This window comes from Thiocapsa rosea, from assembly GCF_003634315.1.
GTDB lineage: Bacteria > Pseudomonadota > Gammaproteobacteria > Chromatiales > Chromatiaceae > Thiocapsa > Thiocapsa rosea.
The window spans coordinates 3902533-3919391 of sequence record NZ_RBXL01000001.1 but is presented as its reverse complement, the minus strand read 5'-3'; the positions used below and the strand labels follow the sequence as shown (position 1 = coordinate 3919391).

The window sequence follows — 16859 nt, the reverse complement described above, 5'->3', positions numbered from 1 at the left end:
CACATCGAGACCCGGGGATTACTCGCCCGGCTCGATCGCCTTCATGCTCAAACGGATGCGGCCTTGCTTGTCGACCTCGAGGACCTTCACCCGGACCTGATCGCCCTCGGAGAGCTTGTCGCTCACACTCTGCACGCGCTCCTCGCAGATCTGGGAGATGTGCACAAGCCCGTCGCGTCCCGGCAGGATGGTGACGAAGGCGCCGAAATCCATCAGGCGTGCGACACGGCCTTCGTAGATCTTGCCGACCTCGACATCGGCCGTGATCAGACGGATGCGGCGCTTGGCCTCCTCGCCGGCGGCCTTCTCGACCGAGAAGATCTTGACCACGCCGTCGTCGTTGATGTCGATGGTGGCACCGGTCTCTTCCGTGATGGCGCGGATGACGGAGCCGCCCTTGCCGATGACATCGCGGATCTTCTCGGGATGGATCTTCAGCTCGATGATGCGCGGGGCATGCTCGGACATCTCGGAGCGATGTGCACCGATGACCTTGTTCATCTCGCCGAGGATGTGCAGCCGGCCGGCCTTCGCCTGATCGAGTGCCGTTTCCATGATCTCGGCGGTAATGCCCTCGATCTTGATGTCCATCTGCAGGGCGTTGATGCCCTCGGACGTTCCGGCCACCTTGAAGTCCATGTCGCCGAGGTGATCCTCGTCGCCCATGATGTCGGTCAGCACGGCAAAGGCATCGCCTTCCTTGATCAAACCCATCGCCACGCCGGCCACCGGCGCCTTCACCGGCACGCCGGCATCCATCAACGACAGACTGGTGCCGCAGACACTGGCCATGGAGCTGGAGCCGTTGGACTCGGTGATCTCCGAGACCACGCGCACCGAATAGGGAAACTCTTCGATGCTCGGCATGACGGCGAGCACGCCGCGCTTGGCCAAACGGCCGTGGCCGACCTCGCGCCGCTTCGGCGTGCCGACCCGACCGGTCTCACCGACACAGAAGGGCGGGAAGTTGTAGTGGAGCATGAAGTGCTCGCGCCGCTCGCCTTCCAGGGCATCGATGATCTGCGAATCGCGCTCGGTGCCCAAGGTGGTGATGACCAGGGCCTGGGTCTCGCCGCGCGTGAAGAGCGCCGAGCCGTGCGTGCGGGGCAGCACACCGGTGCGAATCGTGATGGGACGCACCGTCACGTTGTCGCGACCGTCGATACGCGGGTTGCCGGCGATGATCGAGCTGCGCACGGTGGTCTTCTCGAACTTCTCGATCGCACCCATCACCTGGGATTCGCTCCATGCGGGGCTCTCGCCGGCGCAAAGCTCGGCAACCACCGCCGCGCGGACTGCGTTCAGGGCGGCGTAGCGCGCTTGCTTGTCCTTGATGCGATAGCCCTCGGCGATACGCTCGCCACAGGCACTCGCCACGGCCTCGGCCAATGCGGTATCGGGCACGGGAGGCGTCCAGTCCATCGGGGGCTTGCCCGCTTCGGCAGCCAGCTCGCGGATTGCGGCAATGGCCGGCTTCATCTGCTCGTGACCGAACAGCACGGCACCGAGCATCACCTCCTCGGTGAGACCGCGCGCCTCGGACTCGACCATCAAGACCGCCTTCTCGGTCCCGGCAACGATCAGGTCGAGGTCCGAATCCGGACCCACACCGACGACCGCCGGATTGAGGATGTACTCGCCGTTCTTGTAGCCGACGCGCACGGCGCCGATCGGTCCGTTGAACGGAACGCCCGAGATCGCCAATGCGGCCGAGACGCCGAGCATGGCGGGAACCTCGGGATTGACCGCAGGGTTCAGCGACTTGACCGTCGCGATCACCTGGATCTCTTGTCTGAAACCTTTCGCGAACAGGGGACGGATCGGACGATCGATCAGACGCGAGGTGAGAACCTCGACCTCGCTCGGACGCCCTTCACGACGGAAGAAGCCGCCGGGGATCCGGCCGGCGGCATAGGTCTTTTCTTGATAATCGACGGTCAAGGGCAGGAAGTCGCGCACCGCGCCGGGGCGCTTGTCGACAACGACCGTGACCAGAACAACCGTATCGTCGACATTGACGAGCACGGCGCCGTCGGCCTGGCGCGCGATCTCGCCGGTCTCGAGCGTCACTGTCTGGTCGCCGAGCTTGAATTGCTTCACGATAGCTTTGGGAATCACAAGTAGATCCTCGGGGTATGTGGTCCGTCGTAGCGCCGGGCCTTGGGCCCCTGCACCTTAGGCGCGCCTGTAGGCGCTGTGGCAACAGGGCTGTGCGTCGGTGCCGCCGGCGGCATCCCTTCCGCGGGGAGCGGGCGGATCGGGGGCAACCCGACCGCCCGATCGCCGAGTCGGGAGGCGTGTCAGCGGCGCAGGCCGAGACGCGTAATCAGCTCGCGATAGCGGTCGACATCCTTGCGCTTGAGATAATCGAGCAGCTTGCGACGTGAATTGACCATGCGCACCAGACCGCGGCGCGAGTGATGATCGTGCTTGTGCTCCTTGAAATGATCGGTGAGCTGCAGAATGCGTGCGGTCAAAAGCGCGACCTGCACCTCCGGAGACCCCGTGTCGGCATCGGCACGACGGTAGTCTTCGACAATCTGTTTCTTCTCGGCTGCGGTCATTGTCATTGGTGGTCTCCCGGGTCAGTGATGGAGAAAAAAGGTCCTGGTCCGTCTCCGATTCGGGAGAGGGATGGATCACCCCGACAATGACATCAGGGGATCGGACCGTGGGTTTGAAACGTTTCCTTGGATCCCGCACACCGCCTTCACACCGCGGCATCGCGGGTTGCTCGGGCCTCATCGCGTGCGGTTTTGAATCTCTAAATCAGCCTCTTGGGCTGGACGCGCCCGTCGTCGAGGATACTGCCTACACCGACGAAGATCTGCGACGGATCATAGAGTCGGACCAGTCCGTCGGTCGGCGCCTGCGGGATCAAGACCGCCTGGCCTTGGCGCAGATAGAACGCGGCGTCGGCGGAGAGACGCACCGCCGGCCAGTGACCCAGGGCGCTGTCGAGCGGCAGGAGCAGCGCATCCAGACCGGCCATGTCGTCTTCGCCGGCCATCGCTTCGACCTGGTCCAGACCGACAAAGGGACCGGCGGTTTCCGCGTAAGGCCCCACGGCGGTGCGGCGTAGTCCGCTGACATGGGCGCCGCAGCCCAGCATGCGACCGATATCTTCGGCGAGCGTGCGCACATAAGTGCCCTTGGAGCAATGCACGTCCAGCTCGATCTCGGGTAGATCCATCGAGAGCAGATCGAGCGCGAAGATCTGAATCTCGCGCGGGGTCCGCTCGACCTCCAAACCCTGGCGCGCCAGCTTATAGAGCCGTTGCCCCTGGTGCTTCACGGCCGAGTGCATCGGCGGCAGTTGCGAGATGGTGCCGAGAAAGCCGAGCAGCACCTCGCGCACGCGCGCCTCGTCGATCCCGACGACGGGTACGTCGGCGACGATCTCGCCCTCGGCATCCGCGGTCGTGGTCGTCACGCCCAGGCGCACGCGCACCCGATAGCGCTTGTCCGCATCCAGCAGATAGGCGGAGAACTTGGTCGCATCGCCCAGACAGCAGGGCAGGAGTCCGGTCGCCAGAGGATCGAGGCTCCCGGTATGGCCGGCCTTGGCGGCGCGGTAGAACCGTTTCACGCGCTGCAGGGCGTCGTTCGACGACAGACCCAGCGGTTTGTCCAGCAGCAGGATGCCCGTGACATCCCGGCCTGTACTACGACGGCGTCCCATCAACCTGCGGCTCCTGATCGGCGTCTTGATGCGTGGATGTGTCGGACTGCCCGACCGCTTGCGCGATCAGCGCCGCAAGGCGCTCGCCTTTGCCGATCGACTCGTCGAACACGAAATGCAGCTGAGGGATGGTCCGAAGACGCACGCGCTGTGCGAGCCCGTGGCGGAGGAAGCCGGCGAGCTTCCCGTTGAGCAGACGCGCCTGCTCGGCGGCTTCGTCGTCCGTCGGGAAGCAGGTGAAGAAGACCTTGGCGTGCGCCAAGTCCCGCGTCACCCGCACCTCGTGGACCGTGATGTTGGCCAGACGCGGATCATTCACCTCGTCGCGCACCAACGTGGAGAGGACACGCTTCAGCTCGGCGCCGATGCGTTCGGTACGGTCGAATTCCTTCATCCGCTCAGATCTCGCGGGCCCGTTCTGTCCGCTCGAAGACCTCGATCTGGTCGCCCGGCTGCACATCGTTGTAGTTCTTCACGCCGATGCCGCACTCGATGCCGTTCTTCACCTCGTTCACGTCGTCCTTGAAGCGGCGCAACGACTCGAGCGCCCCCTCGTAGACCACGACATTGTTGCGCAGCACGCGGATCGGGCTGTTGCGACGAATCGCACCCTCGGTGACCATGCAGCCGGCAACCGCGCCGAACTTCGAGGAGCGGAAGACATCGCGCACCTGAGCCAGACCGATGATCTCCTCCGTGACGATCGGACTGAGCAGGCCCGAGATGGCCTTCTTCACGTCGTCGATCAGCTCGTAGATGATGCTGTAGTAGCGCAGGTCGAGGCCCTTGTCCTCGATCACCCGCCGTGCCGCGGCATCGGCGCGGACGTTGAACCCGAGCAGGATGGCGTTGGACGTCACAGCCAGGTTGGCGTCGGATTCCGTAATGCCGCCCACGCCGACCGCGACCAGCGCGACCTTGACCTCTTCGTTGCCGAGCTTCAGCAGGCTGTCTTTGAGTGCCTCGAGACTGCCCTGTACATCGGCCTTGATGATGAGGTTGACGCTCTTTTGCTCGCCGTCCTTGATCTGCGCGAAGAGCTGATCCAGGCTGACACCGCGCTGTTCGTCGAAACGGCTCTGACGCGAACGCGCCGAGCGGAATTCCGCGACCTCGCGAGCACGACGCTCGTCGGCGACCGTCATGACGTCGTCGCCGGCATAGGGCGTGCCCGAAAGACCCAGCACCTGCACCGGAATCGACGGACCGGCCGCCTCGACCGGGGCGCCGGCCTCGTCGAACATGGCGCGCACGCGACCGTACTCCCCGCCGCTGACGATGATGTCGCCGCGCCGCAGTGTTCCGGATTGAACCAGGACGGTCGCGACCGGACCGCGTCCCTTGTCGAGACTGGACTCGACGATGGTCCCGCGGGCGGGGCCGTCGACGGCGGCCTTCAGCTCGAGCACCTCGGACTGCAGCAGGATACCGTCGAGCAGATCGTCGATGCCGTCGCCGGTCTTGGCCGAGACCTGCACCATCATGGTGTCGCCGCCCCACTCCTCGGCGACCACCTGATGCTGGGTCAGCTCCTGCATCACCTTGTCCGGATGGGCGTCCGGTTTGTCGATCTTGTTGATCGCGACGATGATCGGAACCCCGGAGGCACGGGCGTGCTGGATGGCCTCGACCGTCTGCGGCATGACGCCGTCGTCGGCCGCCACCACCAGGATGACGATGTCCGTGACCTTGGCCCCGCGAGCCCGCATCGCCGAGAAGGCGGCATGGCCCGGTGTATCGAGGAAGGAGACCGTGCCCTTGGCCGTCTCGACGTGGTAGGCGCCGATGTGCTGGGTGATCCCGCCCGCCTCGCCGGAGGCGACACGGGTGCGGCGGATATAGTCGAGCAACGAGGTCTTGCCGTGGTCGACGTGACCCATGATGGTCACGACCGGCGGACGCGGCAGCATCTCGGCCTGCTCGACCTGCTCCTGGACCTCTTCCATCAGCACGCCTTCGGCGTCGCGCTCGTCGGCACGGACCGCCGTGTGGCCGAGCTCTTCGACGACGATGGTCGCCGTATCGCGATCGAGCGCTTGGTTGATGGTGACCATGACGCCCTGTTTGAAGAGCTCGCGGATCACCTCGGAAGCCTTGACCGACATGCGGCTGGCGAGCTCGCCGACCGAGATGGACTCGGGGATCTCGACCTCGCGGATCACCGGCGCGGTCGGTTTCTGGAAGATATGCTTGTCCTGAAGCTGCGGCTTGAGCGTCTTTTTCTTTCGACGCAGTCCGCGCCCGGCGGCACCGCCGCTGGCGTCGATCTCTTCGTAATCGGCACCCGGAACCACCGCAGCATCGCGGCTACGCGAACTGTCTTTGCGTCCAGCCTTCTTGACCGACCGCTCCTTCTCGGAGAGTTCGGCAGGCTTCTTCGGGGGGGCTTTCTTCGGCTTCGCGGCCTCGGCGCGACGCACGACGGCCGCCACTACGGGCTCTTCCTCGTCGGCTTCGATCGCGCTCTCGATCTCGATCGCAGCACTCGCGGCCGAGCGCTCCGCCTCCTCGGCAGCGAGACGCGCCGCCTCTTCCGCCGCACGCGCTGCCTCGGCAACGCGTCGCTCCTGCTCCTCGATCCGACGCTTCTCGTCCTGCTCGCGCGCTTGGCGCTCTTGATCCTCCTGCTCGGCGAGCCGGCGCGCCTCCTGCTCGGCACGCAACGCCTCGAGTTCGATGCGGCGACGCCCGCCGTCATGCGCAGGTGCCGCCGACGAGGAGCGCTCGCGCTGGGGCCGCGCACGCTCCACGGCAGGCCGCTGCTGGGCGCTGGCCGCGGACGGCGGGGGCACGGGCTCGTCGGCGCGCTTGATGTAGGTCCGTTTGCGCCGAACCTCGACACTCACGGTCTTAGCCCGAGCGGCGGGGGTTGGTCGCGTACTTCCGACATTTCCCCGTGGAGCCGCCGCGGGTTGGCGCAGCTCGCTGACCGACTTGCGCTTAAGCGTGACTTGACCGGGCGCCGTACCGCTGTCGGCTTCGGCCTTTCCGTGGCTGCGACGCAGGTAGCCGAGAAGCTGGAGTTTCTCCTGCTCCGTCAAGGTGGTTTCCGCGTTTTCCGCGGTGATGCCTGCCTCGTTCAGCTGTGTCAGGAGACGCTCAACCGGGATGCCGACCGTAGAGGCGAGTTGCTTGACCGTGACTTCACTCATGAACTGACCTTTATTCCTCTATTCCTGCGGGGCGTCCGCAAACCAGGGCTCGCGGGCCTTCATGATCAAGCGGGCCGCACGCTCGCGGTCCATCCCGTCGATATCCAGCAGGTCGTCGACCGACTGCTCGGCGAGATCCTCGACTGTGGCCACGCCGCGTTCCGCAAGGGCATAGGCCAGTGGCTCGTCCATCCCGTCCATATCGAGCAAACCCTGCTCGGGATCCCGAGCCCCGTCCTCCTCGGTCGCGATCGCGCGCGTCAACAACACATCGTTTGCGCGCTCGCGCAGCAGCTCGATCGTTTCATCATCGAGCTCGTCGATCGCCTGCATCTCGACCAAGGGCACGTAGGCGACCTCGTCGACCGTGCTGAAACCTTCTTCGACCAGGATCGCCGCGAGATTCTCATCGACCCCGAGCTGCTCCATGAAGTTCTGGACGGAGCGAACGGCCTCTTGCTCGCCTTTGGCCGCCGCGTCCTCCTCGTTCATCACGTTGAGCTCCCAGCCGGTCAACTGACTGGCAAGGCGCACGTTCTGACCATTGCGTCCGATCGCCTGCGCAAGGTTTTCTTCCTTGACGGCGACGTCCATGCTGCGCGCCTCTTCGTCGATGACGATCGAGACGACGTCGGCCGGGGACATGGCGTTGATGACGTACTGGGCGGGATTGTCGTCCCAGAGGATGATGTCGACACGCTCGCCGTTGAGCTCGTTGGAGACGGCTTGAACGCGCGAGCCGCGCATCCCGACACAGGCACCGACAGGGTCGATGCGCGGGTCGGTGGTCCGCACCGCGATCTTGGCACGGGAGCCCGGATCGCGTGCCGCACCCAGGATCTGAATCAGCCCCTCTCCGACCTCGGGCACCTCGAGCTTGAACAGCTCGATGAGCAGCTCCGGGGCGGTGCGGCTGACGAACAGCTGCGGACCCTTCGGCTCGGAGCGGACATCGTAGAGATAGCCGCGCAGTCGATCACCGGGGCGCACCGACTCGCGAGGAATCACATGATCGCGCGGCACCAGGGCCTCGGCGTTGCTGCCGAGATCAACCATAATGGTACCGCGCTCGGCCTTCTTCACGATGCCGGTCACCAATTGACCTTTGCGCTCGCCGAACGCCTCGACGATCTTCGCACGCTCGGCCTCGCGGACCTTCTGCACGATGACCTGCTTTGCGGTCTGGGCCGCGATCCGCCCGAACAGCTCCGAGTCGATCTCTTCCTCGATGAAATCGCCGAGGCCGAGCTCGGGCTCGAGAATCTGTGCCGCGGACTCGGTGATCTGTCGCGACGGGGCATCCAGAACACCCAGCTCGGGATCGGGCACGATCTCCCAGCGCCGGAAGGAGCGATAGTCGCCGGTCTTGCGGTCGATCGCCACGCGCACATCGATCTCCCCGCCGTGTTTCTTGCGGGTGGCCGACGCCAGCGCGGCCTCGATGGCCTCGAAGATGACGCCTTCGGGGACGTCCTTCTCGTTCGAGACGGCCTCCACGACCAATAAGATCTCTTTACTCATTCCACCTCATCCGACTCAATAGATCCGGCTCGCAACAGGGTCGGGCGATGCCACCGACAACCGACGTGCGACTTGACCGAATGCGGCTATGTTGGTCCGGTACGACGCCAAGCCCGGCGCGTCAAAACATCAAAAGACGGGAACGAGCCGGGCAATCTCGATCCGATTCACGGGGATCGCCCAGAGACGACCGTCCGCCTCGAGGCTCACGACGCCGTCTTCGCATCCACGGAGAACCCCTTCCAGACTGCGCCGCCCTTCGAGCTTCTCGCTCAATCGAACCTTGGCGCGCGAACCTTCGAAACGCCGAAAGTGCTCGGGAAAGACGAGCGGCCGATCCAGCCCCGGGGATGAGACCTCGAGGTCGTAGCGCCCTTGGAGCGGGTCTTCGACATCCAGGACTGCACTCAACTGGTCGCTCACGGCGGCACAGTCGTCGAGTCCGATGCCGTCCTCCCGGTCGATGTAGACGCGCAGCGTGGCGCCGCTCGCACCGCGCTGAAACAGCTCGACACCGACGAGCTCATAGCCCAGAGGCTCGACAACCTCGCGGGCCAACAGGTTGAGACGACTGTCCGCAGACTCCATCGCACGCCCTTCAGAAACAAAAATTGGGCCATTGGCCCAACGACTTAAAGAGTTCGCCCCTGCCCGACACGATCGGATGAACCGAGACGACAGCCCCGCCGGGGTCAGGCGCTGCACCGATCCGATCCCGGATCATGAGAACCGACCGCACACGCGAGACGCTGGACAGGTGACACCCGGCGGACCACCTTACGAGGGAGACCGCCGACTTGAAGCTCGGCAGCGCTGAAAGGCCCGAGATAAAAAACCCCATCGAAGGGGTTCTTGAGAAACGCCGACCTTCAAGGTGCTCGTAGTAGACTTCATCTACGAAGCCCTTGGAGTGTATCCGGTTCGACCTTGATCCGCAAGGTCGTTGAGGCTTGAGGTTCCGATGACACGCGAAACGATCACAGGCGAGACCGGGACGGTCCTTTCTCCGCCCGAGCACGCCAAAGCACGTACCGGCGCGCTGCTGCGCGAGGCGGCAGCTTGGCTGAACCTCGCCATGCCTCAGGTCGAGATCCGATTCGACCTTCGCGGAACCGCTGCGGGGCAGGCGCGGATCCGAAGCGGGTCGTTCGCACTCATCCGATACAACGCGGTGCTTTTGAGTCTGCACCCGACGCAGTTCATCGCCGAAACCGTGCCGCACGAGGTCGCGCATGTCGTGGCCTTCGCCAAGCACGGCGGGCGCATCCGGCCGCACGGCGCCGAGTGGCAAGCCGTCATGCGTCATTTCGGCGTCGAGCCGTCGCGCTGCCATCGGTACGACGTGTCGAGGCTGCGCACGCGATCCCTGCAGCGGTTCCTTTATCGCTGCGGCTGCGGAACACACGAGATCAGCAGCATTCGCCACAACCGAATCTGCCGACAAGGGACCGTCTATCTGTGTCGCCGCTGCCGGCAGCCCTTACGTCACGAGACCGAGCCGCAATGCTGAACGGCCGCCCGCGAGCGATCGCGGAGCGACACCGCGTGCGTCAGACTGCTGCGTCTGGACGAGTGTGCGGATCACTTTGCGTTTGGCTTTGGAGATATCCTCGATCTCGGCGCGACGCGGTTTAAACTTTATTGTGTTTTCATACTTTAAACCGCGCCGGCTCCGACAGTCGTCGGAGCCGGCGCGGCCAAGCCAATCCTACACACTACACATATCGCACCGGGCGCGGTTTAGCGCGGGTAGGCCGGTGCGCCGTATGCGGGAGCGTAACCCGGACCGTATGCCGGATATCCCATGGGCGCGGCCATCGGGCCGGGCACCTGCATCGGGCCGGGGACTTGCATCCGCTCCCAGTATTCGCGAGCACGCTGGTCGGCGGCACGCCGCATGTTTTCATACTCGGCCATCATCCGCGCCCGATACTGATCGGCACTCTCCTGACGGCGATCGAACGCGGGAGCACCGGGCGCAGCCATCGTCGGCGCAGGCGCACTCTGGATCGGTGCGAAGGGCCGGGGTACCACCGGGACCGGCGCGAAATCCTGCGGGATCGGAGCGGGCACCGACCCGGCGACCTCGGCCGACACGGGCGCCGGCTCGGCGGGTGACTCGCCTCCCATCAGGGACTCGGCAAAGACGGCTGCCTCGGCGTCCTTCATCGGCGGCGCAACGCTGGTCGCCACGGCGGGAGCGGTTCCTTCGAGCGCGACCTCGGAGACCGGTTCCGGACTCGTTGTGCGAGCTGAAGCGGTCGCCGGCAAAGGGGCGGAATGGCGGTTGAACGCGGAGGCGACCGGACGGTCTTCCGCGACCTGCATGGGCGCGGGCTTGGCGGCGGGCTCCTGCACGGCGGGGCTCGCCTCGACGATCGCCGGCGCGGCAGCGATCGGCTCGGCCTTCGCGACCTCGGTCGGCGCCGCGTCGGAGGCGAGCGTCTCGGCTGTTTCCGTCTCCGCCAAGCCGGTCAGATCCTTGACCGTATCGACGACCTTATTGAAGCCGTTGGCGCCCGCGGCGGTCACATCGGCGAACACGGTTTCGGCCGAGGCGGTCAGCTCGCCGAGCTTGTCGACGATCTTCTGGAACCCGTCGGCTTCGACGCCGCTCTCGCCGGCCACCGCCGCCTGTGTTGCATCGCCGGTGGTGTCCGGGTCGACCGAACTCAGATACAAGTAGCCGAAGGCGATCACGACCGCCCAAAGCGAGAGCTTCGGGATCCAACCAAGACCTGAGCGTTTGGGAGCAGTATCCTCGGTGGCCATTTCGGATTCTCCTGAGAGAGATAAGGGGAAGGGACGACAATGATATCAGAGTTTCCTGATGTACTTAAACACCTTGCGCTCCCGCCTCTTGCGCATCGACATGCCTCGCGGATGCGCCCGGTCCAGCATCCAGGGGCGGATCAACCCGAGGTCGCGACGATCCCGAGCACCGCGCGTACACGCCCGACACACTCGCGCAGATGTGACTCGATCTCGGCCATCGTGATGACGCCCTCGCCTTTTCCCGCTGCCCAGTTCACGACGAACGCCAGGCTCGCATAGCACAGCCCCAGCTCGCGCGCGATCCCGGCCTCCGGCATGCCGGTCATCCCGACCAGGTCGCAGCCGTCGCGCTCGAGTCGGGCGATCTCCGCCGTCGTTTCGAGCCGCGGCCCCTGGGTCGCGGCGTAGACACCCTCCTCGATCGCCGGATGGCCGGATTCGGCGCAGGCACGGATCAACACCCTGCGCAGCGCCTCGCAATACGGCGAGGTCATGTCGACATGATCCAGCCCGTCCTGCTCCCCGTCGTAGATGCTGTGCTCACGTCCGTAGGTGTAGTCGACGAGATCGTGCGGAACCGCCAGCGCGAGCGGGGAGAAGCGCGCGCCGATCCCGCCGACCGCCGCCAGTGCGACGACACGCTCGGCGCCCAAGGCGCGCAGCGCCCACAGGTTGGCCCGGTAGTTGATGCGGTGAGGCGGCAGGCGGTGGCCGGCACCGTGGCGCGGGAGGAACAGGATCTGCGCACCGTCCAGGCGCCCGATCGCCACCGGCGCCGAGGTCTCGCCGAAGGGGGTTTCGACGCGGCGCGATGCCTCGACCTCCAAGGCCGGAAAGTCCGAAAAACCAGATCCACCGATGATGGCGAGAAGACTCATGCGTTGACCACGTCCGGCAAGTGACTCGAAATGGGCTGCGCAGTCTAGCGGAGGGCGGCGTGGAAGCCAAAAAAAGGCGCCTTACGGCGCCGATATCGTCTCGTCGAGCGATCCGACGAGCGTTTCTCAGGCCGATGGGTTGAACGAGCTCGCGCCGCGCTTTGCGGGCCGATCGGTAAAGATGCCGATCTCGATCAGCTTCGGAAACAGGACCTGCTCTTCGCGATCGATGCGCTTGTCGACCATGTCGAAGATCTCGTGCGTTTCGGCAAGAAAATCGTCCGTGAAATTGAAATCGCAGTTTTTCAGCCAGTGCTTGTGGTAGTCGTCGAAGGTTTTGCGCAATGGCTTCTCGCCGCTGATGAAGCCCCAAGCGATCGACTTGACCTTGGGATCTTCGTGGATGAGAAGGCTCGGGTAGAGACTGCGATCCTCATCGGCGAGATGACTGCGAACCTTTGTACCCAGATCGCACAACAACTCGTAAGCGGTTTTGGCATTGGGGCGAATGCGCAGCTGCTCGGGCGTGAGCAGCGATCTGAGATCCTCGATCATTTGACGCAGCTCGCCGTGGGTGTGGCGGTAGTCTTCCAGGGTCGGCATACACCATCCTCCGATTGTTATGGGTTGTGCGGTCGTCGCGTCCCCGCAGCCCCGAGCTCACGCGTCCCGCAGGGCGACGACACCGCCGCTCTCGGGAAGACCGTTCATGCTGAAGCAACGCTCGGATCAGGATGTATACCAAAGCGGAAAAGGTGTCAAAAAGCGGGTACTTATATTCCCGTTTCAACAAATACCCATAAAGCCTTCGCGCCTAAACCGCGCCTAGAGCGACATGCGTTATTTTCATGTTGCGTTTGCCTTCGGAGTGTCATCGACACTCGGTGAGACGCGGTTTAAAATTTAATATTTTTCAATACCTTAAATCGCATCGGCTCCGACGGTCGTCGGAGCCGGTGCGGCCAAGCCACTCCAACAAACAACGCATACCGCACCGGGCGCCGTTTAGACGTCTTCATCGGCCACCGCGTAGATCCCGGCAGCGTTTCTGAAGTAGCTCTTGTAGTCGAGCCCGTATCCGTAGAGATACCGGTCCTCGACCTGCACGCCGACAACATCGGCCTCGCACGCGTGCTCGCGCTCCTTTGAGACCAGCACCGCCGTGTGGACGCTCTCAGCCCCGTCCTCATGGCAGGCATCGACGATTTGGCGCAGCGTGATGCCCTCGTCGAGGATGTCGTCGAGCACCAAGACATGCTCGCCGCGGATGGCATCCGACGGACGGTAGCGCCAAACGATCTCCCCGCCGCTGGTCCGGCCCTGGTAGCGACTGGCGTGGATATAGTCGACCCGCAGTTGAAACTGCAGCCGCGGAAGCAGGAGGCCGGCAACAAAGACCGCTCCCGTCATGACGCACAGCACCAGCGGATCCTTGCCGGCGAGACGCTCGGTGATCGACACGGCCATTCGGTCGAGGGCCGCGTCGATCTCCTCGGGCGTGACTAGTTGTGTCGCGCGCGCAGCGACGGCATCGTAGTTTTTCGGGTCGAGCTTCATCGGGTTGCCTCCGGGTCGGTCGGATCGAGGAGGCCCAGATCGAGCGTTTCGAGCCCCTCGAGAAGCGCCACGCACTGCACGCCGCGCTGCCACTCGGGCTGCTCGTGCAGGCGTGCTCGCTCATGCTGACCGCGGCCGTGCATCCTGAGCAGACGCAGCTCGGCCGCGGGGTCGTGGTGATCGACGAACGCATCGAGAACCGCGAGCGCCGCCGGACGATTGTTGCAAACCAGCAGCATATCGCAACCGGCATCCGAAGCGGCTCGGGCACGCGCGACCGGACCGCCCTCGGATGCCGCGGCACCCATGCTGAGGTCGTCGCTGAAGATCACTCCTTGGAAACCAAGCCGACCGCGCAGGATGTCGCGCAACCAGACCGGCGAGAATCCGGCCGGGCGGTCGTCGACGAGAGGGTACCGAACATGGGCCGGCATGATCCCTTCCAGGGCGTGCGCGATGAGGCGCTCGAACGGGATGAGATCCTCCATCAAGAGGTCGGTGTAGGGCCTCGGATCGATGGGCAGCTCAAGGTGCGAGTCCACGCTCACCCCGCCATGTCCGGGAAAATGCTTGCCCACTCCGGCCATGCCGGCGCGGCGCACGCCGTCGAGCCAGGCGAGCGCGAGGTCGCCGACCACACGCGCACGATTTCCGAAGGCGCGATCGCCGACCACGGGATTGAGTCCCCGGTTCAGATCGAGCACGGGAGCGAAACTGAAATCCACGCCGACCGAGCGCAGCTCCGCGGCCATGAGCCAGGCCACGGATCCACAACTGGCGCGGGCGTCTCTTGGATGTCGACCGTAGAGATCGGCAAAACGGCCCGCGGGGGGCAGCCGCGTAAAACCCTCGCGGAAGCGCTGTACCCTCCCGCCTTCTTGGTCGACCCCGATCAAGAGATGCGGCTCGCGCAGCGCGTGGATCTCGGCGGTCAGCTCGGCGAGCTGTTCGGGCGAGACGAAGTTGCGCGCGAAGAGGATGACCCCGCCCACGGCGGGATGGCGCAAAACCTCGCGATCCTCGGCGTCGAGCACCGTTCCCGCGACATCGAGCATGACGGAACCCAATGACATCGGCTAGCCCCCCGCCTCCCGACCGAGCCCATTCCCCGGCCTGAAACCCTCGCCCCGACATCGCATCCACCGGCCCGCTCTTGCTCGCTTCATAGGCACCACCGCTGACTTCGCATCCGTCTACGGCCGCTGTTGTAACACAGCAACAGCCTCGCTCCTAGGGCCACCGCGCCTTGAACGCGGCGGGGCTGCGCGCGCACGCCCGAGACCGCTATGATAGAGCACCGTCGGCGGCTTTCCGCACGCGCAGGACGGCATCGAAGCATGTCCGCGCCAGGCGTCCGACGTCTCTTTCGACCGCCTCGTCCGTCCAACTCAGCAAAGGTCCGCGTCTATGTTGTCCCGCCGTTTCTCACACCTGCTGCTCGTCGCCGTCGTCGCCCTGGTGACTGCGAGCTGCGGATCCAGTCCGACCTCCGCTCCGGTCCAGACCTCGACCAGGGTCGGACCCTCGACTGTCGTCGGGACGCCGGCTCCGGCCAGGCCCAAGGCAACCGCCTCCGGAGAGATCTACGACGGCCCCCCGGCCCTCGCGATCGCCCCGGTCGTGGACGGGCGTACGTCGGCGTCGCCGGAGGTCTCGGCGTGGTGGATCCAGAAGCTCATGGTGGAGGACTTGGACCGAAGCGACCTCTTCGCCGGGGTGATTCCGCTCGAGCACGCCTCCGAGGCTCACGAGGGCGGACTGCTCATCCAACCGGCATTGACGGCACTGAGCTGGACCCAACCGAATCAGCGCAGCGGATCCATCGCGATGCGCATCCGTGCAAGCGACCCCGAAACCGGCCGGGTACGCCTGGATCGGGTCTACACCGCATCCTGTCGGGACTGCAAGGTGCCGCCGGGCCAACCCGCTGTTGCCGGTCCCTTGGCGGTCTTGATGCAGGACGTCGCCAAGGATCTGCGTTGAGGGGTAAGGTGACTTCCGGAAAAAGATCTACCGGCAGAGCCGGAATCGGGAAAAGTGATCCAAGGCTCTACTCGTTGTCGTTGTCGTTGTCGTTGTCGTGTTCGTGGTCGTCCGGAATCCGATTACGACAACGACAACGACAACGAATAGTTCTGCGACGGCGCTCAGGGCGAAGGCCCGACCCGTGCTGAATCCAAGGTGACGCCGAGCGGCCCGCGCGGGACCCAGGTCTCGATCACGCGGCCCGCGCGGCGCACCTGCACCTCGACTTGCTCGCCGTACTCGCCCTCGGTTGTTTTGCTGCGCAACTCCGAGAAATCGAACAGGCGCTCATCGGCGTAGGCCTCGATCAGATCGCCCGGTTGCAGCCCCGCAATCTCGGCAGCGGATCCGGGGATGACGGAATCGACCCTTACGCGATTGTCTGCACCTGTCGCGTAAAGATAGCGATCGTAGGTGTCGTCGCCGATCTCTTCGCGAAGCGAGCGCGTGTCCGCGTTGATCCGCGCGAGCTCCTCGCGATACTCGGCGTTGCCGAGCCAGCCTTCGCGAATCGCCTGATCCCGCAACGAGAGCCGCTCGAGCGAGCGCTGCGCCTCTTTCAAGATCAACTCCTCGGCCAGCCCCGGATCGACGCCCGCGGCGGTGAGTGCATTGCGCCGCTCCTCGGCGGTACGCGGGGCCGGTGGCCTGACCTCCTCGACCACGCTCGCGGCCGCTGTGGAGGCGCTCAGGACGCGGTTCATCGCCTGCTCCACGCTCGCCAGTCGAACACGCAGATCCGTCACCTGCGACTCCAAACTTCGCAATGCCGCGGGCGTGGGCGCGTCGCGGTCGGGCAGCCCCGACTCGGCCGACGGCGCTACCGGCTCCGAATCGGCATCCAGGGTCACACCCAGCGCCGTGGGGAGCGCGGTCGGGAGCGGCGTCGGCGAGGCCGTCTCGGCGACGCGTTCGGCATCGGACGCGGCCGGCGGCTGCGGCTCGGTCATGACGAGATAGCCGGCGACGGCGGCAACGCCGATGAGGGCACCGGCCGCAAAGCCGGCTGACAACAAGGGAACGGCTGGTTGCATTGCAGGGGATCTCGGTAGGTTGGACGTGAGCCTGCGACCGCAATGAATCCGCCGCGTTCCCGTCCGGCTCGCACCGCAGAACGACGGTGCGGTTACTCGCCGCCCCTCCAAAACTGATAAGCTCCGTCGAGTCATCGACCGCGGCAGCGTTTCCGTTGGTTTTCGGACCCATGCCCCGATGTACCCGCCAATGCCGCGAGGCAGAGCATCGAGCTCCAGCCGAGCGATGGTCAAC

15 protein-coding genes are annotated in these 16859 nt (G+C 65.1%); 2 read left to right on the top strand and 13 right to left on the bottom strand.

Annotated elements, in window-relative coordinates; all coding sequences use genetic code 11:
• Nucleotides 1-18: 18 nt before the first annotated feature.
• The 7 genes from pnp to rimP all read right to left on the bottom strand — a co-directional run bounded on the left by pnp (nucleotide 19) and on the right by rimP (nucleotide 8943).
• Entirely contained in the window at nucleotides 19-2118 is a 2100-nt protein-coding gene (gene pnp, locus BDD21_RS17685) for a polyribonucleotide nucleotidyltransferase (RefSeq protein ID WP_120798271.1), read from the bottom strand.
• Nucleotides 2119-2300: 182 nt separating this feature from the next.
• Nucleotides 2301-2570, bottom strand: a complete 270-nt coding sequence (rpsO, locus tag BDD21_RS17680; RefSeq protein WP_120798270.1) for a 30S ribosomal protein S15 — start codon at nucleotides 2568-2570, stop codon at nucleotides 2301-2303.
• Nucleotides 2571-2764: 194 nt separating this feature from the next.
• Nucleotides 2765-3682, bottom strand: coding sequence for a tRNA pseudouridine(55) synthase TruB (gene truB / locus BDD21_RS17675; protein ID WP_120798269.1), 918 nt, complete (start codon nucleotides 3680-3682; stop codon nucleotides 2765-2767).
• Nucleotides 3666-4076: a 30S ribosome-binding factor RbfA gene (gene rbfA, locus BDD21_RS17670; protein WP_120798268.1), complete on the bottom strand. Its 411-nt coding sequence runs from the start codon at nucleotides 4074-4076 to the stop codon at nucleotides 3666-3668. Before rbfA ends, truB begins: the two co-directional genes overlap by 17 nt.
• A gap of 4 nt (nucleotides 4077-4080) precedes the next feature.
• Nucleotides 4081-6834 carry a translation initiation factor IF-2 gene (gene infB, locus BDD21_RS17665; RefSeq protein WP_120798267.1) on the bottom strand — a complete coding sequence of 918 codons (2754 nt, stop codon included), beginning with the start codon at nucleotides 6832-6834 and terminating at the stop codon, nucleotides 4081-4083.
• Nucleotides 6835-6852: 18 nt separating this feature from the next.
• Nucleotides 6853-8355, bottom strand: a complete 1503-nt coding sequence (nusA, locus tag BDD21_RS17660; protein WP_120798266.1) for a transcription termination factor NusA — start codon at nucleotides 8353-8355, stop codon at nucleotides 6853-6855.
• A gap of 129 nt (nucleotides 8356-8484) precedes the next feature.
• Nucleotides 8485-8943, bottom strand: coding sequence for a ribosome maturation factor RimP (rimP, locus tag BDD21_RS17655; RefSeq protein WP_120798265.1), 459 nt, complete (start codon nucleotides 8941-8943; stop codon nucleotides 8485-8487).
• 373 nt (nucleotides 8944-9316) lie between these two features.
• Between rimP and BDD21_RS17650 the strand changes: the two genes are divergently transcribed.
• Entirely contained in the window at nucleotides 9317-9865 is a 549-nt protein-coding gene (locus tag BDD21_RS17650; RefSeq protein WP_120798264.1) for a SprT family zinc-dependent metalloprotease, read from the top strand.
• 230 nt (nucleotides 9866-10095) lie between these two features.
• On the opposite strand, the gene BDD21_RS27930 is transcribed toward BDD21_RS17650, so the two are convergent.
• From BDD21_RS27930 to nagZ, 5 genes are all read right to left on the bottom strand, one after another.
• Entirely contained in the window at nucleotides 10096-11127 is a 1032-nt protein-coding gene (locus BDD21_RS27930; protein WP_170164798.1) for a hypothetical protein, read from the bottom strand.
• 140 nt (nucleotides 11128-11267) lie between these two features.
• Nucleotides 11268-12008: an S-methyl-5'-thioinosine phosphorylase gene (locus tag BDD21_RS17640; protein ID WP_120798263.1), complete on the bottom strand. Its 741-nt coding sequence runs from the start codon at nucleotides 12006-12008 to the stop codon at nucleotides 11268-11270.
• Nucleotides 12009-12134: 126 nt separating this feature from the next.
• Nucleotides 12135-12611, bottom strand: coding sequence for a hemerythrin domain-containing protein (locus BDD21_RS17635; RefSeq protein WP_120798262.1), 477 nt, complete (start codon nucleotides 12609-12611; stop codon nucleotides 12135-12137).
• A gap of 402 nt (nucleotides 12612-13013) precedes the next feature.
• Nucleotides 13014-13565 (bottom strand): hypoxanthine-guanine phosphoribosyltransferase, encoded by a 552-nt coding sequence (locus tag BDD21_RS17630; RefSeq protein WP_120798261.1) that lies wholly within the window; start codon nucleotides 13563-13565, stop codon nucleotides 13014-13016.
• Entirely contained in the window at nucleotides 13562-14638 is a 1077-nt protein-coding gene (gene nagZ, locus BDD21_RS17625; protein ID WP_120798260.1) for a beta-N-acetylhexosaminidase, read from the bottom strand. The genes BDD21_RS17630 and nagZ overlap by 4 nt, the downstream gene beginning before the upstream one ends.
• Nucleotides 14639-14972: 334 nt before the next feature.
• On the opposite strand from nagZ, the gene BDD21_RS17620 reads away from it, so the two are divergent.
• On the top strand, nucleotides 14973-15548 hold the full coding sequence (locus tag BDD21_RS17620) for a hypothetical protein (protein WP_120798259.1): 576 nt from the start codon (nucleotides 14973-14975) through the stop codon (nucleotides 15546-15548).
• A gap of 164 nt (nucleotides 15549-15712) precedes the next feature.
• Here BDD21_RS17620 and BDD21_RS17615 read toward each other — a convergent pair whose 3' ends face one another.
• On the bottom strand, nucleotides 15713-16624 hold the full coding sequence (locus BDD21_RS17615) for a PDZ domain-containing protein (protein WP_120798258.1): 912 nt from the start codon (nucleotides 16622-16624) through the stop codon (nucleotides 15713-15715).
• Nucleotides 16625-16859 lie beyond the last annotated feature (235 nt).